This window comes from Rhizobium leguminosarum (assembly GCF_010668065.1).
GTDB classification, from domain to species: domain Bacteria; phylum Pseudomonadota; class Alphaproteobacteria; order Rhizobiales; family Rhizobiaceae; genus Rhizobium; species Rhizobium leguminosarum_S.
Genome location: NZ_WUEN01000008.1, coordinates 89,405 through 108,762, shown reverse-complemented (window position 1 = coordinate 108,762; position 19,358 = coordinate 89,405). Strand labels below are relative to the sequence as shown.

The window sequence follows — 19,358 nt, the reverse complement described above, 5'->3', positions numbered from 1 at the left end:
GCACGCCTAATCCTAGAGGTTCTCATGACCGACGCGATCTCCACCCAGAAGCCTATTCCCGTTACCGTGCTCACCGGTTATCTCGGCGCCGGCAAGACGACGCTGCTCAACCGCATCCTCTCCGAAAATCACGGCAAGAAATATGCGGTCATCGTCAATGAATTCGGCGAAATCGGCATCGACAACGACCTGATCGTCGAGTCGGACGAGGAAATCTACGAGATGAACAATGGCTGCGTCTGCTGCACGGTGCGCGGCGACCTGATCCGCGTTGTCGAAGGCCTGATGCGCCGCCCCGGCCGCTTCGACGGCATCATCGTCGAGACGACCGGCCTTGCCGATCCGGTGCCGGTCGCCCAGACCTTCTTCATGGATGACGATGTGCGCGCCAAGACCGAGCTCGACGCCGTCGTCGCCCTCGTCGATGCCAAGCACCTGCCGCTACGCCTGAAGGACAGCCGCGAGGCCGAAGACCAGATCGCCTTCGCCGACGTCGTCATCATCAACAAGAGCGACCTGGTGACCCCGGAAGAACTTGATGTGATCGAGGATATCGTCCGCGCCATCAACCCGGCCGCCCGCGTCTACAAGACCAGCCGCTCCGGCGTCGACCTCGCCCGCGTGCTCGATCAGGGCGCCTTCAACCTGGAGCGCGCGCTCGAAAACGATCCGCATTTCCTGGAACACGGCCATGACGACCATGTCTGCGGCCCCGATTGCGATCACGACCACCATCATCATGACCATGATCATCACGGTCATCAGCATGGTGACCACGGCCACGACCATCATCATGGCGCGATGTCGGCGATCCACGATGTGACGGTGCAGTCGGTGTCGCTGCGCGGCGGCGAGATGAACCCGGAGCGATTCTTCCCCTGGATCCAGAAGATCACCCAGACGCAGGGGCCGAATATTCTGCGTCTCAAGGGCATCATCGCCTTCAAGGACGATCCCGAGCGTTACGTCGTTCAGGGTGTGCATATGATCATCGAGGGCGACCATCAGCGGCCGTGGAAGGAAGGCGAAAAGCACGAGAGCCGTCTCGTCTTCATCGGCCGCGAACTCGACCGCGAGAAGCTCGAAACCTCCTTCAAGGCCTGCGAGGCAGCCGCCTGATGCCGACAGTTGCACCGCTTGATCTCGACGGCCACGTTCTGGCCGTCGAATTTTTAGGTGATGTTCCCTTCTTCGCAAGCGCAAACGGTACATTCCACCGGCTGGACGGCGGCGACAGGGTTTCCGAAGCCCACCAGGGCATGCTCACTGCGATCCGCGATCCCTACAGCGAGAGCCTGATTTCGGGCGGCGAGGACGGCAAAGTGCTGCGCATTGCCGCCGACGGCAGCGTCAGCGAAATCGCGACCGCGCCGCGCAAGTGGATTTCGCAGGTCGCAGCCGGCCCGCAGGGTGCCGTGGCCTATTCCTACGGCAAGAGTTCGCTGGTGCGCCTTGCCGATGGCACGACCAAGGAATTCCCCGAGGAGCGCACCGTCGAAGGGCTTGCCTTTGCGCCGAAGGGGCTGCGCATCGCCGCGGCGCGCTACAACGGTGTGTCGCTGCACTGGATCGGCATGAATGCCAGGCCGGTCGATCTTGAATGGAAGGGTGCGCATACCGGCGTCACCTTCTCGCCTGATGGTAATTTCCTCGTCACCTCGATGCAGGAAAACGCACTGCACGGCTGGAAGCTCGACATCAAGCCCGGCACCGAAGCCCGCCACATGCGCATGACCGGCTACCCTTCCAAGGTGAAATCACTCTCCTGGTCGGTCAAGGGCAAGTGGCTCGCGTCTTCAGGCGCGCCTGCGGCAATCGTCTGGCCCTTCCAGGGCAAGGACGGGCCGATGGGCAAGGCGCCGCTGGAGCTCGGCACCCGCGCCAATATCATGGCGACCGCGGTGAAGTTCCATCCGCTCGAAGACATCCTCGCCATCGGCTTCATCGACGGCATGATTCTGGCCGTGCGCATCGCCGACAGCAAGGAAGCGCTGCTGCGCCGACCTGGCAAGGGCGCGATCACGGCGATGAGCTGGAGCAAAAACGGCAAGCTGCTCGCCTTCGGCTCGGAAGCCGGCGATTGTGGTGTCATCGATATTTCGGCTTGAGGCCCGTTGCCGGCAATGGACGACGCCCTGACGGAACCCGAAATCGTGGCGCTCACGGCCGACCATATGCAGGCGGCGGCCGGAATCAGACGTGTCGCCCTGTGGCAACGGCTGCCCTGGCTGCCGGATGTGCATACGCCTGAGGAAGAGGAGCAGTATTGGCGCATGCATCTGCTGCCGACTTGCTCGATCCTCGGCGCTGCCATGGGCAACCGGCTCGTCGGTGTCATCGCCTATGGCGACAACTGGATAGAGCAGCTTTACGTTCTCCCCGGTTTCCAGGGCATGGGCATCGGCTCTTCACTCCTCGGCTGCGCCAAGGACGAGATGAACGAGATCAGGCTCTGGACGTTTAAGCGTAATGCAGGCGCTCGCAGCTTCTACGAACGGCACGGTTTTACCGCCGAGAAGGAAACCGATGGCGCCGACAACGAAGAACGGGAGCCTGATGTGCTCTATCATTGGCGCCGGCTTCCGGAGGTGACCCCTCGCCTGCAGCCATCCGGTGGTTAGAATATGCTATCGGACTCAAGGCCGTAGGATATCGGGGCTTGCCAAACGCCGTGCCCGGGCGAAACATGAACCACGAGCAGGAAGCGCTTTGCGCTGCCGTGGCTGACAGAGGAAACGGAAATGTCGAAATCGACCCGCCTCGGTTTAGCCGGGCAACAGCCGCAGCCTTTGGCCGACGCATCCGTCTGGACCGTGATTCGCGCCGAGGCGGCCGAGCTCGCCGCGCGCGAGCCGATATTGAGGCAGCTGCTTGCCGCTCAGGTAACCGACACTGCCAACAACGATGAGATCATCGCCCGCGTGCTGGCCGCGCGGCTCTCCGTAGCGCAGGTGGAAACGGGTGATCTGTTCGATCTTATCCTGTCCACACTTGATGACGATATCATGCGGAAGGTCGAGGCCGATCTCATCGCCGTGCGCGAGCGCGATCCGGCCTGCACGACATTTCTGCACGCGCTTCTCAATCTGAAGGGCTTTCATGCGCTTGAGACGCATCGCATCGCCCATGCGCTCTGGATCGCCGGCCGTCCGGAGATCGCCAGCTGGCTCGCCAATCTCGTTTCGCTGGTCTTCGGCCCGGATATCCATCCGGCGGCACGCATCGGCGCATCCATCATGCTCGACCACGGTTCGGGCATCGTCATCGGCGAAACGGCTGTCATCGAGGATGAAGTGTCTATCCTGCAGAACGTCACGCTCGGGGGCACCGGCAAGGAAACCGGCGACCGCCACCCGAAGATCCGCCACGGCGTGATGATCGGCGCCGGCGCCAAGATCCTCGGCAATATCGAAATCGGCGCCTTCAGCAAAGTTGCCGCCGGTAGCGTCGTGCTCAAATCGGTGCCCGAGCATTGCACGGTCGCCGGCGTGCCAGCCGCCGTCGTACGCATCCACCGCGCCGATGAAATCCCCGCCGAGACGATGGACCAGAACATCTAGGATCGCTCCGAGATAAAGAGTTCGGCCCTTTTCGCTAAGCGGCCTGCTGATTTTCCCAGAAGACTTCGACCCGGTTACGGCCTTCGCGCTTCGAACGATAGAGCGCCTCGTCGGCCTTCTGCATCAGCCGTTCAAAATCTCCGCCGCTTTCCGCACGCGCGGCGACACCGACGCTCAGCGTCGGAAAGACGGCCAGATCCGGCCGCTGCATGACGGCAGCGGCGAAAGCGAGACGGATGCGCTCGGCAATCGCCACCGCATCCTCCCGGGAAACGTTTTTCAGCACCGCCAGGAACTCATCTCCACCTTGGCGGGCAAGCAGATCGTCGGAGCGCATGATGCCTCTCGAAACACTGGCGAAAAGCCGCAGGATGTCGTCACCGGCGGCATGGCCATGCCTGTCGTTCAGTTGCTTGAAATGGTCGATATCGATGATCAGCAGCGACACTGGCTGGGAACCGAGAGTCGGCAGATGCTGGGCAAGGCCGCCGCGATTGAGCGCGCCGGTCAGCGGATCGTGGTGAGCGAGTTCGGTCAGCTGATTTCGGCTGCGCTCGGCGGCCATCAGCACCATGGCCATGCTGCGCAGCATGATGAACGCGACCGCCGATACCGCCATCCAGCTGTGAATTGCACTGCCGCCGAAAGGATCCGGTCCACCGATCTCACCGGTCGCCGCGAGAATGCTGCGAACCGCAAAGATCGCGGCAGTGCAGGCGTAGAGGCCGACAAGCAAGGCTGCCGAATAGAGCCTCTCGCGCCGGACAATGCTGATCGCCTCCCTTGCAACGGCAAGATCGCAAAGGCAGCAGATGACGGAGACGTAGAGGAGCCTCGCCGAGACTGCCGATGGATCGCTGACGATGAGGACGACAGGAACGCTGACGAGCAAGATGGCAAGCCAGAAAGTGCGCTGGTCGAGCGCTCGTCCCGAAAACACCCGCACGGCAAAGAACATCAGCATGTAGCCGGCGATGGTGACGATATTGCCGCCGTCGACCGAGACCGAGTAGGGAACGAGATTACGCAGCGCGACGAGAAACGAGCCGACACCGACAAGAAGGTTGCTCAAGCCCCACCACAGCGGCCACCTCTCGAAGCGACCCGTCGCATAGGCTGCAAGCTGGAGAATGCCCAGCACAAAACAGCTCACGGCAACAATGAAATAGATTGTCCTGAGATCCAGCAGCATGGCGCTTTCCCGAAATTCTCGCGGAACTTACAGGAAGCGTTTTGCGGTTTGATTGGAGCCTTCGCTAAAAATTTAACGATCGCGGGTTTTTCCCGCTGCATAATTCAAAATCCTACAGACCCTTGGCGCGTCTGAAAGACGCGCGGCCCTGTCGTCAAGCGGCCCGCACCGAGCCGATGATGTCCGCCAACAGACCGTGCAGCAAGTCCCTGTAGCCGTTTCGGGCAGACGGACCGCTCTCTTCCGAGGTCATGACGACGGTGAGATCGAGCGACGGCACGATGTAGAGCATCTGCCCGCCATATCCCCAGGCAAAATGCACCTGCTCGCCACCGATCTGCCGCGTGAACCAGCCATAGCCATATTCATCGCCGGAGAAGCGCGAGTTGGTGCGCTGCTGCCACGACTGGGCGATCCAGTCGGCAGGAACGATCTGGCGGCCGTCGGTGGTCTTGCCGCCGTTGCGGTAGAGTTCGCCGAAGGCAAGCAGGGACCGGGCGCTCATCGCCATCTGATTGCCGCCGAGATAGATGCCCTGCGGATCGCGCTCCCATGCGCCAATGCGGAAACCTTCGACAGGACCCAGCCATTCGCGCGCCAATGTCAGCGTCGACCGCCGGCCGACCCTGGTGAGAATGGCCGACAGCAGATGCGTGGAGGCGGTGGAATAGAGCATCTCGCCGCCGGGCTGATCGACGAAAGGCTGCGACAGCGCAAAGCGCACCCAGTTGCGCGAGGAGACCCAGCGGCCGTAGTTCGCCCCCGACATGCGATCGAGCCCAGCCTGCATGGAGAGAAGATTGCCGATGGTGACGTCGTTGATGCGCGGGTCCGGTGATGCCGGAAGATCGGCCTTCAGGATCGGCGCGATCTTCTGGTCCGGCCCCTCGAGCAGGCCTTTGTCGATGGCGATACCGACCAGCGCCGAAATGATAGACTTCGAAGCGGATTTGATATTGGTCGATTCCGAGGGCGAATGACCATGGAACCCACGTTCGCTGAGCACGCGCCCGTCGCGAGCAACAATCACCGTCTTGAGAGGCCTCATCGCGGGGTCGCTCGCCGCGCGATCGAGACGCGGACCAAGCCCGCCGACGCCGGAAGCCGTGCTCTGGGCAGCCGCCGGCCCCGTTGCTGCAAGCGGCAGGCAGAAGAAAAGCAGAAGGGAAAGAAGGCGGATCATGCGATGCAAGATAGGATATCGCCGCGATATGTTCGCGGGCCGGCGACCCATTTCACGCGATTGTGTTTCCGCGTGCTGCCGGCGCCTTTTCGAAACTTGATGCCAGAAAGACAATCCGCGCCGCAACCACACCAGGCCCGCCAGCCTGCGTGGTCAAACGGCGCGGATATTACCAGCCGGGGGAAAAATTCCCAACCTGGCCGGCCGGTCGGCGCAGCCTTACGGCTCCGCGTGTCGTTTCAGGCCGACCCGGCCCAATCCCGTTCTAGGCTGCGCGGCGAACCGGGGCACCGGTCAGCATGCGTCCCGAAGGGACAATCATGCCGGCCGCGCCGTCAAGCCAGCCTTCCGTGAGTTCGAGCGCCAGAAAGCGCGAGCGTTCGAACGGACCCGGCATGACAAGATGGCGAGCCTTTTCGGCAAAGAAGCCGAAGCGCTCGTAATAGGCAGCATCGCCGACGAGCAGGACGGCGCCGTGCCCGCGCTTCTTCGCTTCGAGAATCGCCGCGCGCATCAGCGCCGAGCCGATGCCCTTGCCGCCCTGATGGGGCGCAACGGCGAGCGGTCCGAGCAGCAGCGCATTGATCGGCGTGCCTTCGTCATTGACGCCGGCCTCGATGTTCCAGAGCCGCACCGAGCCGATGACATGGCCGTCGCGATCGCGCGCGACGAGCGCAAGGCCCTCGGCCGGGACGCGGTTGCGGCGGATCTTCTCCGACGACTTCTTGCGGCGATCCGGACCCATGACGCGGTCGAGCAGGTTTTCACGCGCAACGACATCCGAGGGATTTTCGGCGTCGATGGCGAAAGTGGTAGGCGCAAAGAATGCGCGGACAGAATCAAGAACAGCGGCCATCTTGGCCTCCCGTACCCAATACCGTTATCAGCGGCGATGAAGGAAAATTGTGAAGTTGCCGCCCCGGCTGGTTACGGGGCCGGCGGAAACGACCTTAGATGACGTAGGCCTTCAACGGGTCGAAACCGTTGAAAGCGACCGCGCAATAGGTCGTCGTATAGGCGCCGGTGCCTTCGATCAGGACCTCGTCGCCGATCGAAAGGGAGATCGGCAGCGGATAGAGGTTCTTCTCGTAGAGCACGTCGGCCGAATCGCAGGTCGGACCGGCAATGACGCAGGGCTCCATCTCGTCGCCGTCGTGTTCCGTGCGGATCGGATAGCGGATGGCTTCGTCCATCGTCTCGGCGAGACCGCCGAACTTGCCGATGTCGAGGAAGACCCAGCGGGCATCGTCATTATCCGACTTCTTCGAAATCAGAACGACTTCCGCCTTGATGACACCGGCATTGCCGACCATGCCGCGGCCCGGCTCGATGATCGTCTGCGGGATCTGGTTGCCGAAATGCGTGCGCAGCGCCTGGTAGATCGACTTGCCGTAAGCTTCTGCGGACGGAACGTCACGCAGGTACTTGGTCGGGAAGCCGCCGCCCATGTTGACCATCTGCAGGTGGATGCCCTGCTTGGCAAGCGATACGAACACGCGCTTGGCATCGGCGAGCGCCGAATCCCAGGCATCGACCTTGGTCATCTGCGAACCGACATGGAACGAGACGCCATAGGACTGCAGGCCAAGCTGATGGGCGTAGACGAGAACGTCGACAGCCATCTGCGGAACGCAGCCGAACTTGCGCGACAGCGGCCATTCGGCGCCTTCGCCATCCGTGAGCACGCGGCAGAAGACACGGGCGCCGGGAGCGGCGCGCGAGATCTTCTCGACTTCCTCATGGCTGTCGACGGCAAAGAGGCTGACGCCGAGCGCATGCGCGCGGGCAACGTCACGTTCCTTCTTGATCGTGTTGCCGTAGGAGATGCGGGCAGCGGTCGCACCGGCGTCGAGCGCCATTTCGATTTCGGCAACGGATGCGCAATCGAAATTGGAGCCGAGGCCTGCGAGCAGCTTCAGCACTTCCGGGGCCGGGTTGGCCTTGACGGCATAATAGATGGCGCTGTCCGGCATGGCGTGACGGAAAGCGTGGAAATTGTCGCGAACGACGTCGAGGTCAACCACGAGGCAGGGACCATCGGGACGTCGGGTTGCGAGAAAGTCGCGGATGCGCTGGGTGGTCATATCGATTCCCTCTTCCAATTCCAGAGCTCCGGCATGAACCGGAGGACAAAGGGCATACGATTGCTCGCATTGGAACCAGCCGGTGGAGACCCCGGAACCATAGCAAGCGCTCGATGCGCAAATAGTGAACCAACGCCGCGATGCGGTGTAAGTTCGGCTTTGTCTGCCATGGATTGGAGGGAGAATCCCAACCGCACTTCCGGCAATGATGGTGTGCCTCTTCAGTAACCCCCGCTGATGGAAAGCAGGGAGAGAACAAAAAGGCCCGCACCGTCGTTGCTTCAGGCGTCCTCGCATTTTCCGGTTGGCCGGAATAGCGACTGGAGGGGTTAATTCCAGGTACCTTACCGATTTCCTCACCAATTCGAGGGTTCGGCGGACACCCATGGGCACGTGCGACTTTGGGCTGAGTGGGAAATAAGAATATTCGCCTTCATAATCAAGCGATTTTTTGATCTCGGACTAAAAAAATTATTGAACAAGACGAGCCAATTTGTTCAACATTCCGAAACAGCCTGAGGGGTGCCATGGATACCTTGACCCGCATACGCGCCTTCATCGATGTCGTCGAGGCCGAAGGCTTCTCCGCCGCGGCACGGCGCACCGGTCGCTCCAAGGCGCTGCTCTCCAAATATGTGCGCGAATTGGAGGATGAGCTCGGCGCCCTGCTGCTCAACCGCACCACCCGGCAGTTCTCGATGACCGAAGCCGGCCATACCTATTATCGCACCGCCTCCGATATCTTGAAGGAGATCGACAACCTCGCCGATCTCGTGCGTGAGAACAATGCGCAGCTCAAGGGACGGCTGCGCATCTCGGTGCCGCGCACCTTTGTCGATGCCGATGTCGGCCAGTCGCTGATCGATTTCGCCAAGGAGAACCCGGACCTTTCACTGGAGATCGCCGCCGACGACCGGTTTGTCGATCTGATCGAGGAAGGCTTCGACGTGGCGATCCGCATCACCAAGCTCGAAGATTCCGGCATGATCGCTCGCAAGATCTCGGATTTCCGCATCCATATCTGCGCCACCCCTGAATTTCTCGAGCGTTATCCCGATCTCGATCACCCAACGGCCCTTTCCAGCGTCCCCTTCATCGTCGATACCAATGCGCGCACCCAGGCGAGCATCCGCTTCCACAATCCCGACAACACCTCGTTCGCCGTCGCCGTTTCCGGACCGATAGAGGTCAACAGCCCTCATGCGACATTACGCGCAGCACTGGCCGGCATCGGCGTAGCCTTCATCCCGGATTTCATCGCCCGCAAGCCGATCGAGAGCGGCGAACTGGTGACCCTGTTCAACGATTACACCCCGACCGACCGCGGCATCTATGCCGTCTACCCGCACCGGCGCTACCTGCCGGCCAAGGTAAGAATCTTCGTCGATTACCTGCACAACTGGTTCAAGAAACATCCGTAAGCCGGCGCCCTTGCGAAGCGATGCGACATTCCGCCCCGCTCTACAGCGCCGCGCGTCTTTTTAGACGCGCAAAGGACGCTGTAGCACTTTGAATCGCTGCATAATTTTATCCTTAAATTATGCAGTGGCATCCGACCCAGCGAAGCCGATGCAGAGCCCGGTCCCAATTCCGTCCCAATTTCTGGCAAGAAGTCAGGGGCAGCGAACAGGGCAGCGGGATAGATGAGACATTCAACGATACTGATGGCCGCGCTTCTTTCGCTGGCGCCGGCCGCCGCCTTTGCGCATCCGCACATCTTCGTGGAAGCGCGCCTCGAAGTCGTGGCCGGCAAGGACGGCAGTGTCGAGGAGCTGCGCAATGTCTGGCGCTTCGACGAGGTCTTTTCCTCCTCAGTGGTCATGGATTTCGACAAGAACACCGACCTGAAGCTGGAGCCGAACGAGCTGACCGACGTCGGCAACACGGTCAAGAAGTCTCTTGCCGATTACGACTACTACATGAACCTGACGATCAACGGGAAGAACATCACCGTTCAGAAGCCCGACATCATCCATGTCGACTACAAGGATGGCCAGCTGCTGATGTTCTTTGCGGTGAAGCCGGTGGAGAAGATGCCGCTGAAGGGCCGGCTCACCTTCGGCGTCTACGATCCGACGCTCTACACCTCGATCGATTTTCCCACCGACACCGAGCTGGCGATCGTCGGAGACGGCTTCAAGGCCTGCAAACATCAGGTGGTGCGACCGGATGCCGACGAGGTGATCTCGCAAAATAAACAGTCGCTGACGGACGCTTTCTTCAACGATCCCACCGGCACCAACATGTCCAAACTCTTCGCCACCCGGCTGGAGGTCACATGCTGACGAAACGCCTGCCCCTCATCCTTTCCGCTGCAACCCTTGCGCTGGTAACGGCTGCAAGCCTCGCCCATGCGCAATCGCCGCTCGGCATCGGCACGGCGGAGCCGAGCTTCCAGCCGACAGGCGGGCCGCTCGCACCGCTTTTGCTCTATGTGAACTATGAGCAGCAGGCCTTCTATCGGGCGCTGACCGGCGCCTTGAAGGCGATGCGCCAGGACCCGTGGCAGCTGGCATCGCTGATCGGCCTCTCCTTCGCCTACGGCGTCTTCCATGCCGCCGGCCCGGGCCACGGCAAGGCGGTCATCTCCTCCTACATGATCGCCAACGAGGTCGAGCTGAAGCGCGGCGTCGTGATTTCCTTCATTTCGGCCTTCGTCCAGGGCGTGATGGCGGTGGCGCTGGTCGGCGGCGCCTGGCTGGTGCTGCGTGGCACCGGCATCACGCTGACGGCAGCGACCCATGCGATGGAGATCTTAAGCTTCGTCATGGTCATCCTGTTCGGCGGCTGGCTGCTGTTTCGCAAACTGCGCTCGATGGCGGGCAATATGCCGCGCCGCCGGCTGATGGCAACGCCCGCCGGCCCGGTCAGCATGATGCTCGACTGGAAGGACAATGCGGCCGAACGCCAGGCCTATGCCTTCAACGGCAAGGCGCAGGCTGTCGAAGCCGGCCACACCTTCGTTCCCGGCATGGTCTGCGAGACCTGCGGCAATGCCCATGTGCCCGATCCGGCACTGCTCGGCGGCGACAAGTTCAGCGCCCGCGAGGCCTGGTCGGCGATCGTTGCCGTCGGTCTGCGCCCCTGCTCCGGCGCACTTCTGGTCATGACCTTCTCACTGCTGAACGGGCTCTATCTCGGCGGCGTGCTGTCGGTCGCTGCCATGTCGCTCGGCACGGCGATCACCGTTTCCCTGCTTGCCACACTTGCCGTCACTGCCAAGAGTGCGGCCGTCCGCCTCTCCGGACGCGGCTCGACCGCCTCGATCTGGGTCGGCAATGCCATCGAAATCCTCGGCGCCGTGCTCGTCATGCTGATGGGCGCCCTGCTGCTCGGAGCCTCGCTGCAGGGATAAAATTACTTTCCCCGGCCGCGCTGATAGCGCGCCCGCAGCCAGAAGACCGCGAAAAACGCCATGATCAGGCAGACGCCGACGACGATCGCCAGCGTCGGCGAGAAATTGCCGATCCACAGCACGATGGTCGGCAGGAAATAGATGACGAGGGCGGCGCTAAGCAAGATGATGGCGGCGGCGATTGCCTGCGAGCGGCTCTCCGGGCTCACGCGAGCCTTTCCTTTTCAAGATCAGCGCGAATATCCTGCAGGCGGCGAACCTGGTTGCCCTCGGCGTCGAAATTCCCGGGCGCGAGCCAGGCTTCGAAGGCATCGTTGATCATCGGCCATTCGGCGTCGATCATCGAGAACCAGGCGGTGTCGCGATTGCGATGCTTGGAGATCATGTGCTGGCGGAAGACCCCTTCGAAGCTGAAGCCGTAACGCGCCGCCGTCGTCTTGCTCGCCTCGTTGTTATTGTCGCATTTCCATTCGTAGCGGCGGTAGCCGAGATCCTCGAAGACGTGCTTGGCCATCAGATAATGCGCCTCGGTTGAAAGCGGCGAACGCTTCATCTCAACGCCATGCGCCACACCGCCGATCTCGACGACACCGTTTGCCGGGTCGGCGCGCATGTAATTCGCCATGCCCACAATCTTGCCGGTGGCGTTGTCGCGGAAGATATGGGTGAGCCAGCCGGACTTGGTGTAGACGGTTTCCAGCCAGTTGGCGAAATCGTCGATACCGGAGAAGTCGTCCTGGGCGAAATAGAGAAGCAGCGGATTGATGCCCATGCCGCCGAGCCCGTCCCACAGCGCCTCGAGATGTTCCGCGCGCCGATAGGGCTCCACGGTAACGAAACGGCCCTTCAGTGTGACCGGCTTCGGCGCCGGGCAGCCCTTGAAATTTGTGAGATCGCGCATGTCCACTCCCTTTTCGGAAGAGTGGATAGGCCAGCCGCCCGACAAAGGCAACCGGCCTAGATGTCACTGTGACAAGGTCGTCTTGGCCGACGACACCGTCGCCTCGATATGGTCGACCAACTGGTCGGCAAGGCCGAGGCGGCCGGCAAGCAGATCGAGATAACCGCGCTCGGCGCGCGAATCCGGGTCGATGGTCAGCCGCGAGGCGGTGTAAAGCTCGACGCGCTGTTCTTCCGTCGTCGCTGCGGCAACGAGCGCATCGATATCCGTCGGCGAAGCGAGTTCATGCTCGATGAAGGCGGCAGCCTCGCCGCTGACATCGGCGGCCTTGACCTTGTCCATGATGAGGGCGCGTTCGGCATCGTCGATATGGCCGTCGGCCTTGGCGGCGGCGATCATCGCGCGGATCAGCACCAGCACGAATTCATTGCTGCCGGCAGGCGACGTCGGTCCGAAACCGGACTCGGCCGGCGGCGGCAGAAGGACCGGATTATTGGCGGACGGTGCATCGGAAGGGGCAGCGGGCGCCTGCCCCGCCTGATAATTCTTGTAGGCCTGGTAGCCGAGGCCGGCAATCGCGGCAAGACCGCCGATCGCTAGTGCATTGCCGGCAATACCCCGACCGGTCTTGGTGCCGAGAAGCGCGGCTGCAATCGCACCTGTCGCCAGCGGATTGTTCTTTGCCGTCTGCACGGCGTCACCGGCCCTGTCGCGGACCGAACCGCCAAGACCTGGCACCTGCGAACCCAAAAACTGGTCGAGAAGCTTCTTTGCGTCGAACATTCCTCGTCATCTCCCTGTTTGAAACTGGAGGAGTACATAGGTTTGCGACGGGTGAAATACAAATGCCGCGTGCCGAGTTGCCACCCCCTCTGCCCTGCCGGGCATCTCCCCCACAAGGAGGGAGATTGTCTGGGCGTGAGGGTTTCCTCAAGAAATTGGCTCAAGCGGCGGATCGGGAGAAAGAGCTGGCCTCCTGCCGATCTCCCCCCTTGTGGGGGAGATGTCCGGCAGGACAGAGGGGGGTGTCGCACCCACTGAACAAAGGTTTAGGCCTTCAGCGCCGCCGCTTCTGCCGCGAGCTTGGTAATGCCAGCCCAGTCGCCGGCCGCGACCAGTTCCTTCGGCGCCACCCACGAGCCGCCAACGCAAATGACGTTCGGCAGCGAGAGATAATCATTGGCGTTCTTCAGCGAAATACCGCCGGTCGGGCAGAACAGCGTGCCGGCAAGCGGCGAGGACAGCGCCTTGAGATAGGCGGCGCCGCCGGCCTGCTCCGCCGGAAAGAATTTCAGCACCTGGTAGCCTTCTTCGCGCAGCGCCATGACTTCGCTGGCGGTCGCAGCCCCCGGAAGCAGCGGCACGTCGGAATCGGCGGCGGCATCAAGCAGTTCCTGCGTCGTGCCCGGGCTGACGATGAACTTCGAACCCGCCTCGACGGCGGCTTCCCAATGGGCGACATTGAGGATCGTGCCGGCGCCGACTTCGGCGCCCTCGACCTCTGCGGCGACAGCGCGCACGGCCTCGAGCGCCGCCGGTGTGCGCATGGTGATCTCGATCGCCTTCAGGCCGCCCGCGACGAGCGCACGGGCCAGCGGCACCGCCGTCTTTGCATCGTCGACGATCAAGACCGGAACGACAGGCTGGAGTTTCAGGATCGAAAGGAGCTTCTCTGTTTTCTCGCCCATGGTCGCGCGACCTCCTTGAAACGATTGAATTCGGACCCCGAATAACGCCCCCGCGGAACCTTGTCGAGATAAAACCGGACCGTATGCCGAGAAGGGTATGAAATGCGTGGAAATTGGGCTACCGTGCCGCAATCGTCACAAAAGGTTCACCGGTATGGCGAAAGAGATCGAGCGGAAGTTTCTTGTACGCAGCGATGGATGGCGTTCCGCCGTCGAGACGAAATCTGTCTTCAGGCAGGGTTACATTGCCTCGATGGATGATCGTTCCGTGCGCGTGCGCATCCTCGACGGCAGGAAGGCGAAACTGACGATCAAGATCGGCCGCAGCACCATCACCCGTGACGAATTCGAATACGACATACCGATCGCCGATGCCGAAGAGTTGTTGCAGAACGCGATCGGCGTCGTCATCGAGAAGACGCGCTATCGCGTTCCGCATGAGGACTTCGTCTGGGAAGTCGACGTCTTTACCGGCGAGCATCGCGGACTGGTGATTGCCGAGGTGGAAATGACGGCGGAAACCGATGATCCGCCCCTGCCTGCCTGGCTCGGCCGCGAAGTGACCGGCGATTTCCGTTATTCCAATCAGGCCCTTGCCACAGAATATGGGCACGACAGGCATGGCCTATCGCATTCGGCCTGACGCCGATTTCACCAAGGCATTCCGCAGCGTCGCGACGAAGCAGCTGGAACACGCCGTCACTATCCTCGAGGAACGCCCGGACGGCGCGCATGAGGCGATCCATTCTTTCCGCAAGAACCTGAAACGGCTGCGCTCGCTCTATCGCCTCGTGGCCCGCGAGGTGCCGGATTTTCAGGCCCAGGAAAACGCAAGGCTGCGCGATACCGCACGCTCGCTTTCGGCGATCCGCGACGCTGCCGCCCTCATCGGCACCGCGCAATATCTGCAGCATGCAGCCCGCGGGAACGAGGAGAGCGAGGCGCTCGGCCGCATCGTCACCATTCTCGAAGCGCGCCGTGACTGGATGGCGCAAGCCGAAAGCGGCCTGGAGCAGCGGCTGACGGAAACCTCCGACGTTCTGAAGCAGGCGATCGCCGCCCTGGATGCCGTCTCCTTTGATGGCGGCCACCGCAGGAATGCCCGCATGCTGGCGAAGAGCTGGCGACGCACGGCGCGGAAGGCCAAGAGCGCGCTTGCGGCTTGCCATGGCGAGGCATCGGCCGACGACTTCCACGATCTGCGCAAACGCACCTACGACTATCGGCTCTACCATGCGCTTTTGCGTGACGTCTGGCCGGGCGCGATGAAGGCCAAGCGCGATGCCGCCAAGGAACTCGTCGAGGATCTCGGCCACATCCACGATCTCACCGTGCTCTCCGAACTGGTCGAAGCCGAACCACAGCTCTTCACCCGCAATGATGACCTGGCGCATCTGCTCGACATCATCATCTTCCGCCAGCAGGAAGACCGGCGGCAAGCGCTGGTCAAAGCCGAGGCCGTCTTCGCCGATGATGCCGACGAGGAAGCCCAGCGCATCGAGCTTCTCTGGTTGATGGCTGGGAGTTGAGAGGCCGCGAAATCGGAAGTGCTTGCGCGCAGCTCTGCATTTCCCATCGCATCTGCAATATCACAAGGAACCCTATTGACCTCAACCAATCTTGAGGTCCTAGCCTGCCGTGGTTGAACAAGCAGAGACTTGATCCGCGAGGAAAAAATGACCGCCGAAAATGCCGCGATGCCAAAGGTGCTCGGGCTCTACGAGACCCATCTGACCGTTGCCGATCTCAAGACCTCCACGGACTTCTACCGCGATGTCGTTGGGCTCGAACCTGCCGCCTCATTCGAGGAGCGTAAAGTCGCTTTCCTCTGGGTGGACGACAGGAAGACCGGCATGCTCGGCCTTTGGGAAACCGGAAGCGGGCCGCTGAAGATGCGGCTGCACATCGCCTTCCGCATGACCGCCGGCGGCGTGCAGCAAGCGCCCGCCATTCTCAGGGCAAAGGGTGTGGAACCTCTCGGCTTCACCGGTGAACCGGTCACGGAGCCGGTGGTTCTCGGCTGGATGCCGGCGCTATCTATCTATTTCAAGGATCCGGATGGGCACTCGATCGAGTTCATCAGCGTTCTTGACGACATCCCCGACCGGAGTTTCGGCGTGCGGCCGTTTTCCGCGTGGCAGGCGCGAGCGTAATCAGTCACCGGTCAAGGCCGCCACTGGCGAAGGCAATTGCGCGGCCCGCCGATTTTCTGTATTTCCGGCCTATGACCGACAGCCTGACACACACCAGCCCGCTCCTCGTGGCCGCACTCTACCATTTCGTTTCCGTGCCGCGCTTTGCTGACCTGCAGGCGCCGTTGCAGACGCTTTGCGAGGAGAACGGCGTCAAGGGAACGCTGCTTCTGGCGCATGAAGGCATCAACGGCACGATCGCAGGCCCGGATACCGGCATTCACGCCGTGCTCGCCTTCCTGCGCGCCCAGCCGGAATTTTCGGGCCTGGAGCACAAGGAAAGTCGCGCCTCGAAAATGCCCTTCCTGCGCATGAAGGTGAAGCTGAAGAAGGAAATCGTCACCATGGGTGTCGAAGATATCGACCCCAACAAGGTGGTCGGCACCTATGTGGCGGCCAAGGACTGGAACACGCTGATTTCCGATCCCGACACCATCGTCATCGATACCCGCAACGACTACGAGACGGCGATCGGAACCTTCCGCGGCGCGCTCGACCCGAAGACCAAGAGCTTCCGTGAATTTCCGGAATGGGTGCGGCAGAATCCCGGTTTGCACAACAAGCCGAAGGTCGCCATGTACTGCACCGGCGGCATACGCTGCGAGAAGGCCACCGCTTTCATGAAGGCTGAGGGCTTCGACGAGGTCTATCATCTGAAGGGCGGCATCCTGAAATATCTGGAGGAAGTGCCGCAGGAGGAAAGCCTCTGGGATGGCGCCTGCTTCGTCTTCGACGAGCGTGTGTCCGTCGAGCACGGTTTGAAGCAAGGCGAACACCGGCTCTGCCACGCCTGCCGCAACCCGATCACTGCCGAGGAAATGACGTCGCCGCTTTACGAGGAAGGCGTTTCCTGCAGCCACTGCTACGACACGCGCACGGAGGAAGACCGGCTGCGCTACCGTCAGCGTCAGCACCAGATCGCCCTGGCGAAGAAGCGCGGCCAGCGACATATCGGCAGCTGAGCCAGGGTTCTGATTGGATCAGGCTGCGCCGATGTGGCGTCGGGCCGCCGGCTCCGCTGCACGTCGCTCGTTCAGCATCTCGGTGATAAGGTCTGATATCACAGGCTTTCCGAACAAATAGCCCTGCAGGCAGTCGCAGCCGAAAAGGCGCATGGCTATCGCCTGCTCCTCGGTCTCGATGCCTTCGGCCGTCACCGGAATGTCGAGCGAGCGGGCGAGCGCTACCGTCGCCTGCAGCATCTCGCGCTGGCGTCTGTCGTTGACACCCATGACCAGCGAGCGGTCGATTTTGATGCGGTCGAAACCGAACTGCCTGAGATAACCGATCGAGGAGAAGCCGGAACCGAAGTCGTCGAGCGCCACCTTGACCCCCAGCCCCTTCAACCGTTCGATCGACTGGCGGGTGCGCTGCGGATTCTGGATCATGTAGCCTTCGGTAATCTCAAGCGTGATGCGGCCGGCTTCGATCTCCGTCTGCTTCAGCACGTAGCGCACATAGTCGGTAAAGGCGGGATTGCGGAACTGGCCGGGCGAGACGTTGACCGACACATTGAGTTCCGGCCATTGCTTAGCCGTCTCGCAGGCTTTGCGCAGCACGAACAGGCCGAGCGATTCGATGAGGCCGCTGGTTTCGGCGATCGGGATGAACAGCTCCGGCGAAACAGGGCCATGGCCTGGGCGGTTCCAGCGCACCAGCGCCTCGACACCGGTCATCGCATGCGTCGCCGCATCGATCAGCGGCTGGTAGGCAAGTGTCAGGTCGCCGCTTTCGATGGCGATCCGGAGGTCGAGCTCCAGCGCATTGCGCTGCTCTCGATCGGCGTCCATCGACGGATCGTAGAGCGTCATGCGCGCGCGGCCGGCCTCCTTCGCCTTGTACATGGCAAGGTCGGAACGGCGCACCAGCTCCTCACGCCCGATCGTCCCGGAAGGCGACATGGCAATGCCGATGCTTGCCCCGACGACGACGACACGGCGACCGATCTCCAGCGGCTCGACAAGAAAATCGAGGATCTGCTCGGCAAGCTGCAGGGCGGCGGCATTCTCGCTGTCGGAGAGAAAGGCGATGGCAAATTCATCGCCGCCGATGCGGGCGAGAACGGCACCCTGCGGAATGAGCACAGCGAGCCCGGCCGCGACCGCACGGATCAACTGATCGCCGGTGCCGTGGCCATAGCTGTCATTGACTTCCTTGAAGCCATCGAGGTCGAGATAGAGGAGCAGCACGTTGCGCTTGGTCTGGCGTGCCTCGACGACAAACCGATCGACGGCCAACCCGAGACCGTCGCGATTGGAAAGACCGCTCAGCCTGTCGCGCAGCGCCTCCTCGCGAGCGCTGTTTTCCTCCGCCTTCAGGCGGCGGCCGGCAAGCCAGCCGATGACCAGCAGCACGACGAAGAACAATCCGACGAGGCCGAGCGCCTGGATGACCATCGGCCGCACCTGTGCATAGCCGATATCGCCGGGTGAACGCGAGATCCACACGAGCTTGCCGAGCGTTGCCCCCGTCGGATCGACGATCGGGACGAGGTAGTCGGCCGCAAAACTCGGCGGCGCCAGCCTCAGCCCGCCGATGACATAGGTCTGGCCGAGAGCGGTCACCCTGTCGTCATCGAGATGGCGGGCGAAAACGAGATAGCGCTGCTGGCCGGCGGGCACGTCAAGCGAACCGGACTTTTTCCGCACCAATGCCACGCCGACGGCGGCAATGCCCCGCTTGGTGGTGACGAAACCGATCGCCTGAGGACGATCGGCCGGGCCGGCCGCCTTCACCGCGTCGAACAGGGTCCAGAGCGAAGGCGCGAAGAAATCCGTGAGCGGCTCCGCCATCGGTTTGCCGTCGCGATACGCCATGATCGCCTTCTTCTCGGCATCGATGACGATCGCCATGTCGAAAAGCGAACTGTTGACCGACATCTCGCCGTAGTTGCTCACCGTCCAGGCCATACCGTCGGCTGCATAGACGTTGACGGCGGCGTCATCCCAGGCGGCGTAATCGTCGAGCGTCGCACCAAGCTGATCCTCGAAGGTCTTCAACGCGCCGATCGTCGTTTCGCGCGAGCGCTCGTCATCGAGAACATTGGAATTTTCGGCCACGCGTTCGAGAGCCGTCAGCACCATGATGGTGACGACCGCGACGATGACCGCGAAGGAGAAAAGCACGCCCGTGACGGTGATGTGACGGCCTATTCCCGATCCTTTGCTCTGCGACTTTCCGGCTGTCTGCATTACGACTCCCTG

At 62.0% G+C, this 19,358-nt stretch carries 20 protein-coding genes; 11 read left to right on the top strand and 9 right to left on the bottom strand.

Going from position 1 to position 19,358, the window contains the following annotated elements:
• Positions 1-24 precede the first annotated feature (24 nt).
• The 4 genes from GR198_RS21790 (at position 25) to cysE (ending at position 3,560) form a co-directional block, all read left to right on the top strand.
• Positions 25-1,119 (top strand): CobW family GTP-binding protein, encoded by a 1,095-nt coding sequence (locus tag GR198_RS21790; RefSeq protein ID WP_164024238.1) that lies wholly within the window; start codon positions 25-27, stop codon positions 1,117-1,119.
• Positions 1,119-2,108 carry a WD40 repeat domain-containing protein gene (locus tag GR198_RS21785; protein WP_164069576.1) on the top strand — a complete coding sequence of 330 codons (990 nt, stop codon included), beginning with the start codon at positions 1,119-1,121 and terminating at the stop codon, positions 2,106-2,108. Before GR198_RS21790 ends, GR198_RS21785 begins: the two co-directional genes overlap by 1 nt.
• A 15-nt stretch (positions 2,109-2,123) precedes the next feature.
• Entirely contained in the window at positions 2,124-2,621 is a 498-nt protein-coding gene (locus GR198_RS21780; RefSeq protein WP_164069575.1) for a GNAT family N-acetyltransferase, read from the top strand.
• 120 nt (positions 2,622-2,741) lie between these two features.
• Complete coding sequence (gene cysE, locus GR198_RS21775) at positions 2,742-3,560, top strand: serine O-acetyltransferase (RefSeq protein ID WP_164069574.1); 819 nt, start codon at positions 2,742-2,744, stop codon at positions 3,558-3,560.
• 34 nt (positions 3,561-3,594) lie between these two features.
• On the opposite strand, the gene GR198_RS21770 is transcribed toward cysE, so the two are convergent.
• From GR198_RS21770 to odc2, 4 genes are all read right to left on the bottom strand, one after another.
• A complete protein-coding gene (locus GR198_RS21770; RefSeq protein ID WP_164069573.1) occupies positions 3,595-4,752 on the bottom strand; it encodes a GGDEF domain-containing protein in 1,158 nt (385 codons plus the stop codon).
• Between the two features lie 154 nt (positions 4,753-4,906).
• Positions 4,907-5,935 (bottom strand): serine hydrolase domain-containing protein, encoded by a 1,029-nt coding sequence (locus tag GR198_RS21765; RefSeq protein WP_164069602.1) that lies wholly within the window; start codon positions 5,933-5,935, stop codon positions 4,907-4,909.
• Between the two features lie 265 nt (positions 5,936-6,200).
• The gene (locus GR198_RS21760) at positions 6,201-6,791 is read right to left on the bottom strand and encodes a GNAT family N-acetyltransferase (protein ID WP_017962144.1); all 591 of its coding nucleotides are present in this window, start codon (positions 6,789-6,791) and stop codon (positions 6,201-6,203) included.
• Between the two features lie 94 nt (positions 6,792-6,885).
• On the bottom strand, positions 6,886-8,019 hold the full coding sequence (gene odc2, locus GR198_RS21755) for an ornithine/lysine decarboxylase (RefSeq protein ID WP_164069572.1): 1,134 nt from the start codon (positions 8,017-8,019) through the stop codon (positions 6,886-6,888).
• A 527-nt stretch (positions 8,020-8,546) separates the two neighbouring features.
• Between odc2 and GR198_RS21750 the strand changes: the two genes are divergently transcribed.
• The 3 genes from GR198_RS21750 (at position 8,547) to GR198_RS21740 (ending at position 11,374) form a co-directional block, all read left to right on the top strand.
• Positions 8,547-9,440: a LysR family transcriptional regulator gene (locus GR198_RS21750; RefSeq protein WP_003542994.1), complete on the top strand. Its 894-nt coding sequence runs from the start codon at positions 8,547-8,549 to the stop codon at positions 9,438-9,440.
• 222 nt (positions 9,441-9,662) lie between these two features.
• A complete protein-coding gene (locus GR198_RS21745) occupies positions 9,663-10,304 on the top strand; it encodes a DUF1007 family protein (RefSeq protein ID WP_029871846.1) in 642 nt (213 codons plus the stop codon).
• A complete protein-coding gene (locus GR198_RS21740; protein WP_164069571.1) occupies positions 10,298-11,374 on the top strand; it encodes a nickel/cobalt transporter in 1,077 nt (358 codons plus the stop codon). Before GR198_RS21745 ends, GR198_RS21740 begins: the two co-directional genes overlap by 7 nt.
• A gap of 2 nt (positions 11,375-11,376) precedes the next feature.
• On the opposite strand, the gene GR198_RS21735 is transcribed toward GR198_RS21740, so the two are convergent.
• The 4 genes from GR198_RS21735 to GR198_RS21720 all read right to left on the bottom strand — a co-directional run bounded on the left by GR198_RS21735 (position 11,377) and on the right by GR198_RS21720 (position 13,963).
• Positions 11,377-11,583 (bottom strand): hypothetical protein, encoded by a 207-nt coding sequence (locus GR198_RS21735; RefSeq protein WP_029871844.1) that lies wholly within the window; start codon positions 11,581-11,583, stop codon positions 11,377-11,379.
• On the bottom strand, positions 11,580-12,275 hold the full coding sequence (locus GR198_RS21730) for a GNAT family N-acetyltransferase (RefSeq protein WP_029871843.1): 696 nt from the start codon (positions 12,273-12,275) through the stop codon (positions 11,580-11,582). Before GR198_RS21730 ends, GR198_RS21735 begins: the two co-directional genes overlap by 4 nt.
• A 63-nt stretch (positions 12,276-12,338) precedes the next feature.
• Positions 12,339-13,058, bottom strand: a complete 720-nt coding sequence (locus tag GR198_RS21725; protein ID WP_029871842.1) for a tellurite resistance TerB family protein — start codon at positions 13,056-13,058, stop codon at positions 12,339-12,341.
• Positions 13,059-13,324: 266 nt separating this feature from the next.
• The gene (locus GR198_RS21720) at positions 13,325-13,963 is read right to left on the bottom strand and encodes a 2-dehydro-3-deoxy-phosphogluconate aldolase (RefSeq protein ID WP_003543005.1); all 639 of its coding nucleotides are present in this window, start codon (positions 13,961-13,963) and stop codon (positions 13,325-13,327) included.
• Between the two features lie 154 nt (positions 13,964-14,117).
• On the opposite strand from GR198_RS21720, the gene GR198_RS21715 reads away from it, so the two are divergent.
• The 4 genes from GR198_RS21715 (at position 14,118) to trhO (ending at position 17,117) form a co-directional block, all read left to right on the top strand.
• A complete protein-coding gene (locus GR198_RS21715; RefSeq protein ID WP_164069570.1) occupies positions 14,118-14,606 on the top strand; it encodes a CYTH domain-containing protein in 489 nt (162 codons plus the stop codon).
• Positions 14,584-15,492 (top strand): CHAD domain-containing protein, encoded by a 909-nt coding sequence (locus GR198_RS21710; RefSeq protein WP_164069569.1) that lies wholly within the window; start codon positions 14,584-14,586, stop codon positions 15,490-15,492. The genes GR198_RS21715 and GR198_RS21710 overlap by 23 nt, the downstream gene beginning before the upstream one ends.
• Before the next feature lie 147 nt (positions 15,493-15,639).
• A complete protein-coding gene (locus GR198_RS21705; RefSeq protein WP_094087393.1) occupies positions 15,640-16,116 on the top strand; it encodes a VOC family protein in 477 nt (158 codons plus the stop codon).
• A 71-nt stretch (positions 16,117-16,187) separates the two neighbouring features.
• Positions 16,188-17,117 carry an oxygen-dependent tRNA uridine(34) hydroxylase TrhO gene (gene trhO / locus GR198_RS21700; RefSeq protein WP_164069568.1) on the top strand — a complete coding sequence of 310 codons (930 nt, stop codon included), beginning with the start codon at positions 16,188-16,190 and terminating at the stop codon, positions 17,115-17,117.
• A gap of 18 nt (positions 17,118-17,135) precedes the next feature.
• On the opposite strand, the gene GR198_RS21695 is transcribed toward trhO, so the two are convergent.
• Positions 17,136-19,346 (bottom strand): putative bifunctional diguanylate cyclase/phosphodiesterase, encoded by a 2,211-nt coding sequence (locus GR198_RS21695; RefSeq protein WP_164069567.1) that lies wholly within the window; start codon positions 19,344-19,346, stop codon positions 17,136-17,138.
• Positions 19,347-19,358 lie beyond the last annotated feature (12 nt).

Bases quoted from the DNA above. Each gene is read 5' to 3' on its own strand.
- GR198_RS21790 (WP_164024238.1), top strand. From the start codon at position 25: ATGACCGACGCGATCTCCACCCAGAAGCCTATTCCCGTTACCGTGCTC.
- GR198_RS21785 (WP_164069576.1), top strand. From the start codon at position 1,119: ATGCCGACAGTTGCACCGCTTGATCTCGACGGCCACGTTCTGGCCGTC.
- GR198_RS21780 (WP_164069575.1), top strand. From the start codon at position 2,124: ATGGACGACGCCCTGACGGAACCCGAAATCGTGGCGCTCACGGCCGAC.
- cysE (WP_164069574.1), top strand. From the start codon at position 2,742: ATGTCGAAATCGACCCGCCTCGGTTTAGCCGGGCAACAGCCGCAGCCT.
- GR198_RS21770 (WP_164069573.1), bottom strand. From the start codon at position 4,752: ATGCTGCTGGATCTCAGGACAATCTATTTCATTGTTGCCGTGAGCTGT.
- GR198_RS21765 (WP_164069602.1), bottom strand. From the start codon at position 5,935: ATGATCCGCCTTCTTTCCCTTCTGCTTTTCTTCTGCCTGCCGCTTGCA.
- GR198_RS21760 (WP_017962144.1), bottom strand. From the start codon at position 6,791: ATGGCCGCTGTTCTTGATTCTGTCCGCGCATTCTTTGCGCCTACCACT.
- odc2 (WP_164069572.1), bottom strand. From the start codon at position 8,019: ATGACCACCCAGCGCATCCGCGACTTTCTCGCAACCCGACGTCCCGAT.
- GR198_RS21750 (WP_003542994.1), top strand. From the start codon at position 8,547: ATGGATACCTTGACCCGCATACGCGCCTTCATCGATGTCGTCGAGGCC.
- GR198_RS21745 (WP_029871846.1), top strand. From the start codon at position 9,663: ATGAGACATTCAACGATACTGATGGCCGCGCTTCTTTCGCTGGCGCCG.
- GR198_RS21740 (WP_164069571.1), top strand. From the start codon at position 10,298: ATGCTGACGAAACGCCTGCCCCTCATCCTTTCCGCTGCAACCCTTGCG.
- GR198_RS21730 (WP_029871843.1), bottom strand. From the start codon at position 12,275: ATGCGCGATCTCACAAATTTCAAGGGCTGCCCGGCGCCGAAGCCGGTC.
- GR198_RS21725 (WP_029871842.1), bottom strand. From the start codon at position 13,058: ATGTTCGACGCAAAGAAGCTTCTCGACCAGTTTTTGGGTTCGCAGGTG.
- GR198_RS21720 (WP_003543005.1), bottom strand. From the start codon at position 13,963: ATGGGCGAGAAAACAGAGAAGCTCCTTTCGATCCTGAAACTCCAGCCT.
- GR198_RS21715 (WP_164069570.1), top strand. From the start codon at position 14,118: ATGGCGAAAGAGATCGAGCGGAAGTTTCTTGTACGCAGCGATGGATGG.
- GR198_RS21710 (WP_164069569.1), top strand. From the start codon at position 14,584: ATGGCCTATCGCATTCGGCCTGACGCCGATTTCACCAAGGCATTCCGC.
- GR198_RS21705 (WP_094087393.1), top strand. From the start codon at position 15,640: ATGACCGCCGAAAATGCCGCGATGCCAAAGGTGCTCGGGCTCTACGAG.
- trhO (WP_164069568.1), top strand. From the start codon at position 16,188: ATGACCGACAGCCTGACACACACCAGCCCGCTCCTCGTGGCCGCACTC.
- GR198_RS21695 (WP_164069567.1), bottom strand. From the start codon at position 19,346: ATGCAGACAGCCGGAAAGTCGCAGAGCAAAGGATCGGGAATAGGCCGT.